The 14923-nt window shown below is 56.4% G+C and carries 11 protein-coding genes and 4 tRNA genes; all 15 read right to left on the bottom strand.

From position 1 onward, the window contains the following. Nucleotides 1-96: 96 nt before the first annotated feature. Entirely contained in the window at nucleotides 97-4296 is a 4200-nt protein-coding gene (rpoC, locus tag PMI26_RS26995) for a DNA-directed RNA polymerase subunit beta' (RefSeq protein WP_007970416.1), read from the bottom strand. A gap of 64 nt (nucleotides 4297-4360) precedes the next feature. Then, nucleotides 4361-8434, bottom strand: coding sequence for a DNA-directed RNA polymerase subunit beta (gene rpoB, locus PMI26_RS27000; protein ID WP_007970415.1), 4074 nt, complete (start codon nucleotides 8432-8434; stop codon nucleotides 4361-4363). Between the two features lie 220 nt (nucleotides 8435-8654). Next, nucleotides 8655-9020 (bottom strand): 50S ribosomal protein L7/L12, encoded by a 366-nt coding sequence (rplL, locus tag PMI26_RS27005; RefSeq protein ID WP_007970414.1) that lies wholly within the window; start codon nucleotides 9018-9020, stop codon nucleotides 8655-8657. Between the two features lie 75 nt (nucleotides 9021-9095). Then, the gene (gene rplJ, locus PMI26_RS27010) at nucleotides 9096-9596 is read right to left on the bottom strand and encodes a 50S ribosomal protein L10 (RefSeq protein ID WP_007970413.1); all 501 of its coding nucleotides are present in this window, start codon (nucleotides 9594-9596) and stop codon (nucleotides 9096-9098) included. A gap of 198 nt (nucleotides 9597-9794) precedes the next feature. After that, on the bottom strand, nucleotides 9795-10490 hold the full coding sequence (gene rplA, locus PMI26_RS27015) for a 50S ribosomal protein L1 (RefSeq protein WP_003186095.1): 696 nt from the start codon (nucleotides 10488-10490) through the stop codon (nucleotides 9795-9797). After that, the gene (gene rplK, locus PMI26_RS27020) at nucleotides 10490-10921 is read right to left on the bottom strand and encodes a 50S ribosomal protein L11 (RefSeq protein WP_007933726.1); all 432 of its coding nucleotides are present in this window, start codon (nucleotides 10919-10921) and stop codon (nucleotides 10490-10492) included. The genes rplA and rplK overlap by 1 nt, the downstream gene beginning before the upstream one ends. A 117-nt stretch (nucleotides 10922-11038) precedes the next feature. Further along, nucleotides 11039-11572 (bottom strand): transcription termination/antitermination protein NusG, encoded by a 534-nt coding sequence (nusG, locus tag PMI26_RS27025; protein ID WP_007984405.1) that lies wholly within the window; start codon nucleotides 11570-11572, stop codon nucleotides 11039-11041. A gap of 9 nt (nucleotides 11573-11581) precedes the next feature. After that, nucleotides 11582-11950, bottom strand: coding sequence for a preprotein translocase subunit SecE (gene secE / locus PMI26_RS27030; protein ID WP_007970411.1), 369 nt, complete (start codon nucleotides 11948-11950; stop codon nucleotides 11582-11584). Nucleotides 11951-11995: 45 nt separating this feature from the next. Continuing rightward, a tRNA-Trp gene (locus PMI26_RS27035) sits at nucleotides 11996-12071 on the bottom strand. Between the two features lie 173 nt (nucleotides 12072-12244). Next, a tRNA-Thr gene (locus PMI26_RS27040) sits at nucleotides 12245-12320 on the bottom strand. A 26-nt stretch (nucleotides 12321-12346) separates the two neighbouring features. Further along, nucleotides 12347-12420: transfer RNA gene (locus PMI26_RS27045), tRNA-Gly, on the bottom strand. Between the two features lie 24 nt (nucleotides 12421-12444). Beyond that, nucleotides 12445-12529: transfer RNA gene (locus PMI26_RS27050), tRNA-Tyr, on the bottom strand. 142 nt (nucleotides 12530-12671) lie between these two features. Then, nucleotides 12672-13109 carry a hypothetical protein gene (locus PMI26_RS27055; protein ID WP_007970410.1) on the bottom strand — a complete coding sequence of 146 codons (438 nt, stop codon included), beginning with the start codon at nucleotides 13107-13109 and terminating at the stop codon, nucleotides 12672-12674. A gap of 7 nt (nucleotides 13110-13116) precedes the next feature. Beyond that, nucleotides 13117-13866, bottom strand: coding sequence for a pantothenate kinase (locus PMI26_RS27060; RefSeq protein ID WP_007970408.1), 750 nt, complete (start codon nucleotides 13864-13866; stop codon nucleotides 13117-13119). Then, on the bottom strand, nucleotides 13856-14815 hold the full coding sequence (gene birA / locus PMI26_RS27065) for a bifunctional biotin--[acetyl-CoA-carboxylase] ligase/biotin operon repressor BirA (protein ID WP_007970406.1): 960 nt from the start codon (nucleotides 14813-14815) through the stop codon (nucleotides 13856-13858). The genes PMI26_RS27060 and birA overlap by 11 nt, the downstream gene beginning before the upstream one ends. Nucleotides 14816-14923: the final 108 nt, after the last annotated feature.

Genomic DNA, 14923 nt, shown 5'->3' with positions numbered 1-14923 from the left:
GGCAAGGCCCCGCCCTCCCCGCTCATCCAATCTCGACAATTTGTCTCGATTCGATGAACGGAGTGACCAGGGCCTCACACTCATTTACCGCAGAACTCAGTTACCGCTCGAGTTCAGCGCTTCGGTCAGTGCAGCTTCCACTTCACTGGCGCTTACGCGCAACGGTTTGTCTGCATCACGGCGACGCTTGCGCTCGCTGTGATAAGCCAGACCGGTACCGGCCGGGATCAGACGACCCACGACCACGTTTTCTTTCAGGCCGCGCAGGTAATCGCGCTTGCCGGTTACCGCCGCTTCGGTCAGTACGCGGGTGGTTTCCTGGAAGGAAGCCGCCGAGATGAACGATTCGGTGGACAACGACGCCTTGGTGATACCCAGCAGTACACGAGTGAACTTGGAGACAAACTTGTCTTCAGTCGCCAGGCGCTCGTTCTCTACCAGTACGTGAGTCAGTTCCATCTGGTCGCCCTTGATGAAACTGGAATCGCCGGATTCAGCGATTTCAACTTTACGCAGCATCTGACGCAGGATGGTCTCGATGTGCTTGTCGTTGATCTTCACACCTTGCAGACGGTAAACGTCCTGGATCTCGTTAACGATGTACTTGGCCAGCGCACTCACACCCAGCAGACGCAGGATGTCGTGTGGATCGCTCGGACCGTCGGAGATAACTTCGCCGCGGTTTACCTGTTCGCCTTCGAACACGTTCAGGTGACGCCACTTCGGAATCAGCTCTTCGTACGGATCGCTACCGTCGTTCGGGGTAATGACCAGACGGCGCTTGCCCTTGGTCTCTTTACCGAACGCGATGGTGCCGCTGACTTCAGCCAGAATCGACGCTTCTTTCGGACGACGGGCTTCGAACAGGTCGGCAACACGCGGCAGACCACCGGTGATGTCACGGGTCTTCGAAGTTTCTTGCGGAATACGAGCGATAACATCACCGATCGCAATCTTCGCACCGTCCGCTACACCGACCAGGGCGTTGGCTGGCAGGAAGTACTGAGCGATTACGTCAGTGCCTGGCAGCAACAGATCCTTGCCGTTGTCGTCGACCATCTTAACGGCTGGACGGATGTCCTTACCGGCAGCTGGACGATCTTTGGCGTCGAGTACTTCAATGTTGGTCATACCGGTCAATTCGTCAGTCTGACGCTTGATCGTGATGCCTTCTTCCATGCCCACGTAGGTCACGGTACCTTTCATTTCGGTAACGATCGGGTGAGTGTGCGGATCCCACTTGGCCACGATGGCGCCAGCGTCGACCTTGTCACCTTCTTTAACCGAAATCACAGCACCGTACGGCAGCTTGTAACGCTCACGCTCACGACCGAAGTCATCAGCGATGGCCAGCTCACCGGAACGGGACACAGCCACCAGGTGACCATCCACTCGCTCAACGTGCTTCAGGTTATGCAGACGGACGGTACCGCCATTCTTCACCTGAACGCTGTCGGCTGCGGAGGTCCGGCTTGCCGCACCACCGATGTGGAACGTACGCATCGTCAGCTGGGTACCCGGCTCACCGATGGACTGGGCAGCGATAACGCCGACCGCTTCACCGATGTTCACCTGGTGACCACGAGCCAGGTCACGGCCGTAGCACTTGGCGCAAATGCCGTAGCGGGTTTCGCAGCTGATCGGCGAACGCACGATCACTTCGTCGATGCTGTTCAGCTCGATGAACTCGACCCACTTCTCGTCTACCAGGGTGCCAGCAGGAACGATGACGTCCTCGGTACCCGGCTTGAATACGTCACGGGCGATAACACGACCCAATACGCGCTCACCCAACGGCTCTACAACGTCACCGCCTTCAATGTGCGGAGTCATCAGCAGACCGTGCTCGGTGCCGCAATCGATCTCGGTTACAACCAGATCCTGCGCCACGTCTACCAGACGACGAGTCAGGTAACCCGAGTTCGCCGTTTTCAACGCGGTATCCGCCAGACCTTTACGAGCACCGTGAGTGGAGATGAAGTACTGAAGTACGCTCAAGCCTTCACGGAAGTTCGCAGTAATCGGCGTTTCAATGATGGAGCCGTCCGGCTTGGCCATCAGACCACGCATACCGGCGAGCTGACGAATCTGTGCTGCGGAACCCCGCGCACCCGAGTCGGCCATCATGTACATCGAGTTGAACGATTCCTGGTCGACTTCGACGCCATGACGGTCGATGACTTTCTCTTTCGAGAGGTTGGCCATCATCGCCTTGGAAACTTCGTCGTTCGCCTTGGACCAAAGGTCGATCACTTTGTTGTACTTCTCGCCCTGGGTTACCAGGCCGGAGGCGTACTGGCTCTCGATCTCTTTCACTTCGTCGGTGGCTGCACCGATGATGCGGGCTTTTTCATCCGGGATAACGAAGTCGTTAACACCGATGGAAACGCCGGAGATGGTCGAGTAGGCAAAACCGGTATACATCAACTGGTCAGCGAAGATAACGGTCTCTTTCAGACCAACCACGCGGTAGCACTGGTTGATCAGCTTGGAGATCGCCTTTTTCTTCATCGGCAGGTTGACGACGTCGTACGACAGACCTTTTGGCACAACCTGGAACAACAGCGCACGGCCGACAGTTGTGTCGACGATACGGGTGTTGGTCACGCTGCCGCCGTCACGGTCGTTGACGGTTTCGTTGATCCGCACTTTGACCTTGGCATGCAGTGCGGCTTCGCCGGCACGGAACACACGGTCAACTTCCTGCAGATCCGCGAATACACGACCTTCGCCCTTGGCGTTGATCGCTTCACGCGTCATGTAGTACAGACCCAATACAACGTCCTGCGACGGAACGATGATTGGCTCACCGTTGGCTGGCGACAGAATGTTGTTGGTCGACATCATCAACGCACGCGCTTCCAGCTGGGCTTCCAGCGTCAGCGGTACGTGCACGGCCATTTGGTCGCCGTCGAAGTCGGCGTTGTACGCGGCGCAGACCAGCGGGTGCAGCTGGATAGCCTTACCTTCGATCAGTACCGGTTCAAACGCCTGGATACCCAGACGGTGAAGGGTCGGTGCACGGTTGAGAAGAACCGGGTGTTCGCGAATCACTTCAGCGAGAACGTCCCAAACTTCCGGCAGCTCGCGCTCGACCATCTTCTTGGCAGCCTTGATGGTGGTCGCGAGACCACGCATTTCCAGCTTGCCGAAAATGAACGGCTTGAACAGCTCGAGAGCCATCTTCTTCGGCAGACCGCACTGGTGCAGACGCAGGGTCGGACCTACGGTAATTACCGAACGACCGGAGTAGTCAACACGCTTACCGAGCAAGTTCTGACGGAAACGACCCTGCTTACCCTTGATCATGTCAGCCAGGGATTTCAGAGGACGCTTGTTGGAACCTGTGATAGCGCGGCCACGACGACCGTTGTCGAGCAGTGCGTCGACGGCTTCCTGCAACATACGCTTTTCGTTGCGCACGATGATGTCCGGAGCGGACAGATCCAGCAGGCGCTTCAAACGGTTGTTACGGTTGATCACTCGACGATACAGATCGTTGAGGTCGGAAGTCGCGAAACGACCGCCATCCAGCGGGACCAGTGGACGCAGATCTGGCGGCAGAACCGGCAGAACGGTCAGCACCATCCACTCTGGCAGGTTGCCGGAACCCTGGAAGGCTTCCATCAACTTCAGACGCTTGGACAGCTTCTTGATTTTGGTTTCGGAGTTGGTTTGCGGAATTTCTTCACGCAGACGGCCAATCTCGTGTTCCAGGTCGATAGCGTGCAGCAGTTCGCGGACAGCTTCGGCACCCATACGGGCATCGAAATCATCGCCGAACTCTTCCAGCGCTTCGAAGTACTGCTCGTCGTTCAGCAGCTGACCTTTTTCAAGGGTGGTCATGCCTGGATCGATAACGACGTAGCTCTCGAAGTAGAGAACGCGTTCGATATCACGCAGGGTCATGTCCATCAGCAAGCCGATACGGGACGGCAGCGATTTCAGGAACCAGATGTGGGCAACCGGCGAAGCCAGTTCGATGTGCGCCATGCGCTCACGACGAACTTTTGCCAGCGCGACTTCAACGCCGCACTTCTCGCAGATCACACCGCGGTGCTTCAAGCGCTTGTACTTACCGCACAGGCACTCGTAATCCTTTACCGGGCCAAAGATCTTGGCGCAGAACAGGCCGTCACGCTCAGGTTTGAACGTACGGTAGTTGATGGTTTCCGGCTTTTTAACTTCACCGAACGACCACGAACGGATCATCTCAGGCGATGCCAATCCGATACGGATGGCGTCGAACTCTTCGACTTGACCCTGGTTTTTCAGCAAATTCAGTAGGTCTTTCAAGGCCTTTCCTCCTGGCGGAGCAGAGAGCGGGCAATCCTGCCCCGCTCTCGATTCGCGTCACGTGTTATTCGGTTTCCAGATCGATATCGATGCCGAGGGAACGAATTTCCTTGATCAACACGTTGAAGGACTCGGGCATGCCCGGCTCCATACGGTGATCGCCATCCACGATGTTTTTGTACATCTTGGTACGGCCGTTCACATCGTCCGACTTCACTGTGAGCATTTCTTGCAGAGTGTAAGCGGCACCGTATGCTTCCAGTGCCCAGACCTCCATCTCCCCGAAACGCTGACCACCGAACTGCGCCTTACCACCCAGCGGCTGCTGGGTAACCAGGCTGTACGAACCGGTAGAACGCGCGTGCATCTTGTCGTCTACCAAGTGGTTCAGCTTCAGCATGTACATGTAGCCAACGGTAACCGGGCGCTCGAACTTGTTGCCGGTACGGCCGTCGGTCAGCTGCATCTGGCCGCTTTCCGGCAGGTCCGCCAGTTTCAGCATGGCCTTGATTTCGCTTTCCTTGGCACCGTCGAACACTGGAGTGGCCATTGGAACGCCGCCACGCAGGTTTTGAGCCAGATCCAGGATTTCCTGGTCCGAGAAGTCATCGAGGCTTTCCTGACGACCGCCGATCTCGTTATAGATCTCGTGCAGGAACTTACGCAGCTCGGCAACCTTGCGCTGCTCTTCGATCATGCGGTTGATCTTCTCGCCCAGACCTTTGGCCGCGAGGCCCAGGTGGGTTTCAAGGATCTGACCAACGTTCATACGCGAAGGTACGCCCAACGGGTTGAGGACGACGTCGACCGGGGTGCCATTGGCATCGTGCGGCATGTCTTCAACCGGCATGATCACGGAGACCACACCCTTGTTACCGTGACGACCGGCCATCTTGTCGCCCGGCTGGATGCGACGACGGATTGCCAGGTAGACCTTGACGATTTTCAGCACGCCCGGAGCCAGGTCATCGCCTTGCTGCAGTTTGCGCTTCTTGTCTTCGAACTTGTCGTCCAGCAGACGACGACGATCAACGATGTAGGCCTGAGCCTTCTCGAGCTGCTCGTTCAGAGCATCTTCAGCCATGCGCAGTTTGAACCACTGGCCGTGCTCAAGACCGTCGAGAACTTCGTCGGTGATGTCCTGGCCTTTCTTCAGACCGGCGCCGCCTTCGGCTTTGTGGCCGACCAGAGCGGAACGCAGACGTTCGAAAGTAGCACCTTCAACGATACGGAACTCTTCGTTCAGGTCCTTGCGGATCTCGTCCAGCTGGGACTTCTCGATCGACAGGGCACGAGCATCACGCTCAACGCCGTCGCGGGTGAAGACCTGTACGTCGATGACAGTACCTTTAGTACCGGTAGGTACACGCAGGGAAGTGTCTTTAACGTCGCTGGCTTTTTCACCGAAGATCGCACGCAGCAGTTTTTCTTCCGGAGTCAGCTGGGTCTCGCCTTTCGGAGTGACCTTACCGACCAGGATGTCGCCTGCGCCAACTTCAGCACCTACGTAAACGATACCGGCTTCGTCCAGCTTGTTCAGTGCCGCTTCACCCACGTTCGGGATGTCGGCAGTGATTTCCTCTGGGCCAAGTTTGGTGTCACGGGCCACACAGGTCAGTTCCTGGATGTGGATCGTGGTGAAACGGTCTTCCTGAACAACACGCTCGGACAGGCAGATGGAGTCTTCGAAGTTGAAGCCGTTCCATGCCATGAACGCGATGCGCATGTTCTGACCCAGAGCCAGTTCACCCATGTCGGTGGACGGACCGTCGGCCATGATGTCGCTACGCTGAACCCGATCACCTTTACGCACCAGCGGACGCTGGTTGATGCAGGTGTTCTGGTTGGAGCGCGTGTACTTGGTCAGGTTGTAGATGTCGACACCGGCTTCACCGGTTTCTACTTCGTCATCGGCAACACGAACCACGATACGGCTGGCGTCGACGGAGTCGATCACGCCGCCACGACGAGCCACGACGCAAACGCCGGAGTCACGGGCTACGTTACGCTCCATGCCGGTACCTACCAGCGGCTTGTCAGCGCGCAGGGTCGGTACAGCTTGACGCTGCATGTTCGAACCCATCAACGCACGGTTGGCGTCGTCGTGCTCGAGGAACGGAATCAGCGACGCAGCAACCGAAACTACCTGCTTCGGCGATACGTCCATCAAGGTGACGTCTTCCGGCGCCTTGACAGTGAATTCGTTCAAGTGACGAACAGCTACCAGCTCGTCGATCAGGACTTTCTTGTCGTTCATCGTGGCCGAAGCCTGAGCGATCACGTGATCAGCTTCTTCGATGGCGGACAGGAACACGATCTCGTCGGTGACCAGAGCGTCTTTCACCACGCGGTACGGGCTCTCGAGGAAGCCGTACTGGTTGGTGCGCGCATAAGCGGCCAGGGAGTTGATCAGACCGATGTTCGGACCTTCCGGCGTTTCGATCGGGCATACACGACCGTAGTGAGTCGGGTGTACGTCACGAACTTCAAAGCCGGCACGCTCACGAGTCAGACCGCCAGGGCCGAGTGCAGAAACACGGCGCTTGTGGGTGATCTCGGACAGCGGGTTGTTCTGGTCCATGAACTGGGACAGCTGGCTGGAACCGAAGAACTCTTTCACCGCCGCAGCCACTGGCTTGGCGTTGATCAGGTCTTGCGGCATCAGGCCTTCGCTTTCAGCCATCGACAGACGCTCTTTGACCGCACGCTCAACACGTACCAGGCCAACGCGGAACTGGTTCTCGGCCATTTCGCCTACGCAGCGAACACGACGGTTACCCAGGTGGTCGATGTCATCGACGATGCCTTTACCGTTACGGATGTCGACCAGGGTCTTCAGTACCGCGACGATGTCTTCCTTGCACAGTACGCCCGAACCTTCGATCTCGGTGCGACCGATACGACGGTTGAACTTCATCCGGCCGACCGCAGACAGGTCATAGCGCTCAGGGCTGAAGAACAGGTTGTTGAACAGGGTCTCGGCAGCGTCCTTGGTTGGCGGCTCGCCAGGACGCATCATGCGATAGATCTCGACCAGCGCTTCCAGTTGGTTGCTGGTGGAGTCGATCTTCAAGGTGTCGGAGACGAACGGACCGCAGTCGATATCGTTGGTGTACAGAGTTTCGATGCGAACAACGCCGGCCTTGGCGATTTTGGCCAGGATCTCGGTGTTCAGCTCGGTGTTGCACTCTGCCAGGATTTCGCCGGTTGCCGGATGCACGATGACCTTGGCGGTTGTGCGGCCCAGGACGTAGTCCAGAGGCACATCCAGCTCTTTGATCCCGGCTTTTTCCAGCTGGTTGATGTGGCGAGCGGTGATACGACGACCCTGCTCGACAATAACCTTGCCTTTGTCATCCTGAATATCGAGGACAGCGATTTCACCGCGCAGGCGCTGAGGCACCAGCTCCAGGCTCAGGGTCTCGCCCTTCACGTGGAATACGTTGGTGGTGTAGAACGCGTCCAGCACTTCTTCGGTGGTATAGCCGAGAGCGCGCAGCAGTACCGATGCTGGCAGCTTGCGACGACGGTCGATACGCACGAATACGCAGTCTTTCGGGTCGAACTCGAAGTCCAGCCACGAACCGCGGTAAGGAATGATGCGCGCGGAGTACAGCAGTTTACCGGAGCTGTGCGTCTTGCCACGGTCGTGGTCGAAGAACACGCCCGGGGAACGGTGCAGCTGGGAAACGATTACACGCTCGGTACCGTTGATTACGAAGGTACCGTTTTCAGTCATCAGGGGGATTTCACCCATGTAGACTTCTTGCTCTTTGATGTCCTTGATCGCTTTGTTCGACGATTCTTTGTCGAAAATGATCAGGCGCACTTTTACCCGCAAAGGTACGGCGTAAGTTACACCGCGCAATACGCATTCTTTGACATCAAATGCCGGTTCGCCCAGACGATATCCGACGTACTCCAGCGCAGCATTGCCGGAGTAGCTGATGATCGGGAAAACGGATTTGAAGGCCGCATGCAGGCCCACGTCGCGGAACTGATCTTTAGTCGCTCCCGCTTGCAAGAATTCACGATACGAATCCAGCTGGATGGCCAGGAGGTACGGCACATCCATGACGTCCGGCAACTTGCTAAAGTCCTTGCGGATACGTTTTTTCTCAGTATATGAGTAAGCCATCAGCGTTCCCCAGCTTGGTCACCTGCTTGTTTGGCCCCTCCCGACGGGAGCAGCCAGAAAATCGTGCAAACCCCATGGTTTGCGCCACCGCATCGGGTGGTTACAGCACGTTATCGGCACCGACCCAGTCGGCTGCCAATAACGGAAAAAGGCCGGTGGCAAGAGCCACCAGCCATCAGCCTGTCGCTTAACGCTCGGGCTGGAGGAGCAAAGTCGATGCTTACTTCAGCTCGACTTTAGCGCCTGCTTCTTCCAGAGCTGCTTTGGCTTTGTCAGCTGCGTCTTTGGCAACAGCTTCCAGAACCATGGCAGGTGCGCCGTCAACTACAGCCTTGGCTTCTTTCAAGCCCAGACCGGTCAGTTCACGTACAGCCTTGATCACGTTAACTTTCTTCTCGCCAGCTTCGGTCAGCATGACGTTGAATTCGGTTTGCTCTTCAGCAACGGCAGCAGCAACAGCTGGACCAGCCGATGCAGCAGCAGCGGTAACACCGAATTTTTCTTCGAAAGCTTTGATCAGCTCAACAACTTCCATTACGGACATGTTGCCAACTGCTTCAAGGATATCGTTCTGAGAGATAGACATGAATCTAATTCCTGATATTGGGGACGGCCTACGCGACCATCGAAAAAAACAAAAAACGCGAGAAGTTGACGAGCCTTAGGCTGCAGCAGCTTCTTTCTGGTCGCGAATTGCCGCCAGAGTACGAGCCAACTTGCTGGTAGCGCCTTGAATCACGCTCATCAGCTGAGAAATTGCTTCGTCACGGGTCGGCAGAGTTGCCAGTACGTCGATTTGGTTAGCTGCGAGGAACTTGCCCTCGAACGCAGCTGCCTTGATCTCGAACTTGTCCTGACCCTTTGCGAATTCCTTGAAGATCCGGGCAGCAGCGCCTGGATGTTCCTTGGAGAACGCAATCAGGGTAGGGCCGGTGAACACGTCGTTGAGGACACTGAATTCAGTGTCAGCAACAGCGCGCTTGAGCAGGGTGTTACGTACAACACGTACGTAAACGCCAGCTTCACGAGCCTCTTTACGGAGTCCGGTCATCGCGCCTACTGTTACGCCACGGGCATCAGCCACGACAGCGGACAGAGCGACTTTGGCAGCCTCGTTGACTTCAGCGACGATGGCCTTCTTGTCTTCGAGTTTAATTGCCACGGGTTTAACTCCTGCTTGTTACCGTTTCATCTGGTCGAAACCGGATGTCGTTTTGGTGTCTGATTCGGTAAGGAACCGGGAGCACCATCTGCGTAGGCTTGTGGTTTAAGACTTGCGTCGCCTACGGTCTTGGATAGCCCCCGCCAGGCAGGGACCCCAATTTTTCAATTGGCGCAATCGCTTGCGCCAATCTGTGTCTTACGCGTCGAGCGAGCTCTGGTCGATGACCAGACCTGGGCCCATAGTGGTGCTCAGGGTAACGCGCTTGACGTAGATGCCTTTCGAGGAAGCTGGCTTGATACGCTTCAGATCAGCGATCAGGGCTTCAACGTTTTCCTTCAGCTTGACGGCGTCGAAGCCGATCTTGCCAACGGAAGTGTGGATGATGCCGTTTTTGTCGGTGCGATAACGAACCTGACCAGCCTTGGCGTTTTTAACCGCGGTAGCTACGTCTGGAGTCACGGTGCCGACTTTAGGGTTAGGCATCAGGCCACGTGGACCGAGGATCTGACCCAACTGACCTACAACGCGCATTGCATCCGGGGATGCGATCACTACGTCATAGTTCAGGTCGCCGCCTTTCATTTCGGCAGCCAGGTCGTCCATGCCTACACGGTCAGCGCCGGCAGCCAGAGCGGCTTCAGCAGCTGGACCCTGGGTGAACACAGCAACGCGAACAGTCTTGCCAGTGCCGTGTGGCAGCACGGTAGCGCTACGAACGACCTGGTCGGATTTACGCGGGTCAACACCCAGGTTTACAGCTACGTCGAACGACTCGCTGAACTTGACAGTCGACAGCTCGGCCAGCAGGGCAGCAGCGTCTACAAAGTTGTAGGCCTTGCCTGCTTCGATTTTGCCGGCGATAGCCTTTTGACGCTTGGTCAGCTTAGCCATTACACACCCTCCACGTTAAGGCCCATGCTACGAGCAGAACCGGCGATAGTACGCACGGCTGCTTCCATATCAGCTGCAGTCAGATCCGCGTTTTTGGTTTTCGCGATTTCTTCCAGCTGAGCACGAGTTACGGTGCCAACCTTAACGGTGTTCGGACGAGCGGAACCGCTGGTCAGACCGGCCGCCTTCTTCAGCAGAACCGAAGCAGGGGTGGATTTGGTTTCGAAAGTGAAGCTACGGTCGCTGTAGACAGTGATGATCACTGGAGTCGGCAGACCTGGTTCAAGACCCTGGGTACGGGCGTTGAAAGCCTTGCAGAATTCCATGATGTTCACGCCGTGCTGACCCAGAGCAGGACCAACAGGTGGGCTTGGGTTAGCCTGAGCGGCCTTCACTTGCAGCTTGATGTAAGCGGTAATCTTCTTGGCCATGAGGCACTCCAATTACGGGTTCGAACGCCTCGAGAGGCTCCCCGGTTACTTGCGCGTTTATCCCAGTGACGACAAAACCCCACAGCCTACGGCTGCGGGGTTGGGATTTTTGCTCAGCTAGACCTTTTCGACCTGGCTAAACTCGAGCTCCACCGGAGTAGAGCGACCGAAAATGAGCACTGCGACCTGAATCCGGCTCTTTTCGTAGTTAACTTCTTCAACAACACCGGTAAAGTCCGCGAATGGACCATCATTGACACGTACCGACTCGCCCGGCTCGAACAACGTCTTCGGCTTCGGCTTGTCGCTACCATCAGCAACGCGACGCAGAATCGCTTCTGCTTCCTTATCGGTGATCGGTGCAGGCTTGTCGGCGGTACCGCCGATGAAACCCATCACCCGAGGAGTATCCTTGACCAAGTGCCAAGTACCCTCGTTCATATCCATCTGCACCAGCACGTAGCCAGGGAAGAATTTGCGTTCGCTTTTGCGTTTCTGGCCATTACGCATTTCAACCACTTCTTCAGTGGGAACCAGAATTTCGCCGAAGCCGTCTTCCATACCGGCCAGCTTTACGCGCTCGATCAGCGAGCGCATTACATGCTTCTCGTAACCGGAGTAAGCATGCACAACATACCAACGCTTAGCCACGGGACACCCTTAGCCGACAATCAAGGAAACAAGCCAGCCGAGCAGGGAATCAAGCCCCCACAACAGCAACGCCATAACCAGAACAACAGCCACCACAATCAGGGTGGTCTGCGTGGTTTCTTGGCGAGTTGGCCAAACGACTTTACGAATCTCGGTGCGAGCTTCCTTAACCAGTACAAAGAAAGACTTGCCCTTGGCCGTCTGCAGGCCTACAAAGGCAGCTACAGCAGCAATGACAAGCAATGCGAGTACGCGGTACAGGATCGGCGAAGCAGAAAAGTACTGATTGCCAACAACGCCAACAACCACCAGAGCGACTACTACAAGCCACTTGAGGAGGTCGAAACGAGAGCCTTGAGCTTCAGCTTTAGGAGTCATCTATGAAGATCCTGTGAAAAGAAAGCCAGACACACCAGGTGAATCTGGCAGGTCAGGAGGGAATCGAACCCCCAACCTACGGTTTTGGAGACCGTCGCTCTGCCAATTGAGCTACTGACCTAAAACAAAATCAGGCCGACCATTATGCCGACCCGAAAAAGACTTTACAACACTTACCAGGCAATCCCGACTGCAACACCAGCATCTGCGATACCGGCAACCCCGAAAACACAACGAGGCGCAACCACAACCACCTAAAACAAAGGCAGATATTTTCATATCTGCCTTGTTATATGGAGCTCTTGAGCGGATTTGAACCGCTGACCTCACCCTTACCAAGGGTGTGCTCTACCAACTGAGCTACAAGAGCGTAACACTGTGCAAAACCTGTAAACTTGGAGCGGGTAGCGGGAATCGAACCCGCATCATCAGCTTGGAAGGCTGAGGTTCTACCACTAAACTATACCCGCGAGGCTTACAGCTCTCGCTAAAAATGGTGGAGGGGGAAGGATTCGAACCTTCGAAGTCGTAGACGTCAGATTTACAGTCTGATCCCTTTGGCCGCTCGGGAACCCCTCCTAAGCGAGCCGGCATTCTACATCATGCCAGCCTTCTGTCAAGCATTTTCTCAATTAAATCTTGAGGTTAGCTGCGTTGACCTCGCTTCACTTCGTTAACCGTTTCCGGTGTTCGCTGTGGAGCGGGCGCCATTCTATGCAAACTACTCAGTGGGCGCAACCCCCTCGCACGGCATTATTTTATGTTTTAACTCATTGAATTCTTTAGAAAGGTTTTGCACCTGCAGATCGTCCAGCCAACGCCGGCTTTCCGGCGCAATACGCACCCAATACCCTCCGCTTTCCGAGCCCCTGGGCAGGGATTGGTATTTGACCTCCATCCCGCTCAACCGCCGCTCAACCGCCTGCGCGGCGTCCTGGCGCGCATACCCCCCCAGATAAAGGCAGCCATTGTCTGGCGAGACAGCTTTAGCCTTGTCTTTGGAGGCGTCGCCCGCTTCGCTCAACAGGCGTATATCCTGCTGAGACCCGCGATACAGGCTCAAAGGCGTGACATCCTTCGCGCGCAGCGGAGCCTCTTGTTGATGCCAGATGTAGTAAAAGCCATTGAGGACAAGCAGCAGCAGAAACAACCAACGCATAAAAACCTCAGGACAAGGGACAGGCCATGGCCAATCCGACAAACACCAAGTCCGGAACCACCCTGGCCCGAGGCACGACCTCGGAAACCAGGTTCGCATCCCCCCCGGTGAGGAATACGACAAAGCCCTCACCCCAGTAGCTGCGCGCCAACTCGAGCTGAGTCATTACAAAGCCGCGCAACATCAGCAAACAACCACGCTCGACAGCCTCGACAGTCGCACGCCCCGGAACAAGACTTTCCAGAGCCTGCTCCGCCGCCAGATCTCCGTAACGAATTTTGCGCGTATGGGTACGCAACTGGTTGCGCATCAACGGCATGCCCGGACAGATGAAGCCACCCAGGTGTTCTCCATCAGGAGCGATAAAGTCCGCAGTCACGGCCGTACCGAAATCGAGCACCAGGCACGCACCTGAAGCCAGATGAAAGCCTCCAAGCATTGCGAGCCAGCGATCCAGCCCCAGCCGCTCAAACTCTTCATAACCGTTACGCACGCCTGACATTTCGCGAGCAGGCGCTGCACACACTATCGGCACATCAAAGGTAGCCTTCAGCAATGACGTCAGCGCACCGGTCTCTTCCGCCGTCCTGACGCTCACCAGCCGGCAAAACGTGAGGGCAAGCCCTTTGAGCTCCCCCAACCCCTCAAGCAATGCGAGATTGGAATCGACCACCCCCTCACCAAGCACCTGTCCGGCATTCGCCTCAAGCACGCGCCACTTGATGAAACTATTCCCACAATCGAGCTCAAGAATCATCACGCAACCTCAGGCTCAATTCACCACCACTGAAGACTTTCTCCACACCATCCACCTTCAGGCGCAGGGCACCCTGGCCATCGATACCAAGCACCTCACCATCAATTTGATTGACACCGGCAATCAACGACACGCTTCGGCCCTGCCACAGGTGATTTTGCTCCCACTCCGACTGGATGGCCAAAAAACCACCCGCCTGGTGGCGAGCCAGGTATCGCTGCAGCATCTCCCCCAACATGGCCACCAATTGGTTGCGATCAAACAACTTGCCTGATTCGAGCCGCATGGATGTCCATTGCTGGTCCACCTCGTCAGCGGACTGCATATTCACATTGATTCCCACCCCCAGAACCACGTGACACACATCAGCAGGGTCACCGACCAGCTCGAGCAATATCCCAGCGATCTTTTTCTGCCCCACCAGAACATCGTTGGGCCACTTCAATCCAGCGGCTGCAATACCCAGCTCACGCAACGCCTGCAAAACAGCGAGCCCAACGACGAGACTCAAGCCCTCCAACTGACGCATCCCACCCTCAATGCGCAGTACCAGGCTGTAATAGACGTTTTCAGCGAAGGGACTGACCCATTTGCGACCCCGCCGCCCGCGCCCGGCCGTCTGCCGCTCCGAGAGCACAATAAAGGGCGCAGCCTGCCCCCGCTCTATGGCACGCAGCGCCTCGGCGTTCGTAGAATCGATTGAGTCGTAAACCTGGACGGGCCAGTCGCAGGAAATCGCCCGGGCACTGATCTCGGAAGGATCGAGCAGCGCTAATGGCGCGGACAATTGATAGCCGCGCCCACGAACTTTATGAATGGACAGTCCCAGCTCAGCTTCCAAATGCTGAAGCTGCTTCCACACGGCGCTACGACTGACGCCCAGGGCAGCACCCAATGCTTCACCCGAATGGAATCGGCCATCTTTAAGAAGCTTTAACAACGTCAGCATGCAGGTCTCGCCTCACAATGAGGCCCGCATGATAGCTACGCGCCGAGCTATTGCATAGAAATCCAGTGGCCGTGACTTTTCTGCGGGCAAAAACAAAACCCCAACTGC

It is taken from the genome of Pseudomonas sp. GM33, assembly GCF_000282295.1.
Lineage (GTDB): Bacteria > Pseudomonadota > Gammaproteobacteria > Pseudomonadales > Pseudomonadaceae > Aquipseudomonas > Aquipseudomonas laurylsulfatiphila.
The sequence above is the reverse complement of the archived record's forward strand: the minus strand, read 5'-3'. Positions and strand labels throughout refer to the sequence as shown.

What these genes read in the sequence shown, in the direction of transcription:
- rpoB (WP_007970415.1), bottom strand. Translation starts at nt 8,434, where the DNA reads ATGGCTTACTCATATACTGAGAAAAAACGTATCCGCAAGGACTTTAGC.
- rplL (WP_007970414.1), bottom strand. Translation starts at nt 9,020, where the DNA reads ATGTCTATCTCTCAGAACGATATCCTTGAAGCAGTTGGCAACATGTCC.
- rplA (WP_003186095.1), bottom strand. Translation starts at nt 10,490, where the DNA reads ATGGCTAAGCTGACCAAGCGTCAAAAGGCTATCGCCGGCAAAATCGAA.
- rplK (WP_007933726.1), bottom strand. Translation starts at nt 10,921, where the DNA reads ATGGCCAAGAAGATTACCGCTTACATCAAGCTGCAAGTGAAGGCCGCT.
- secE (WP_007970411.1), bottom strand. Translation starts at nt 11,950, where the DNA reads ATGACTCCTAAAGCTGAAGCTCAAGGCTCTCGTTTCGACCTCCTCAAG.
- PMI26_RS27055 (WP_007970410.1), bottom strand. Translation starts at nt 13,109, where the DNA reads ATGCGTTGGTTGTTTCTGCTGCTGCTTGTCCTCAATGGCTTTTACTAC.
- PMI26_RS27060 (WP_007970408.1), bottom strand. Translation starts at nt 13,866, where the DNA reads ATGATTCTTGAGCTCGATTGTGGGAATAGTTTCATCAAGTGGCGCGTG.
- birA (WP_007970406.1), bottom strand. Translation starts at nt 14,815, where the DNA reads ATGCTGACGTTGTTAAAGCTTCTTAAAGATGGCCGATTCCATTCGGGT.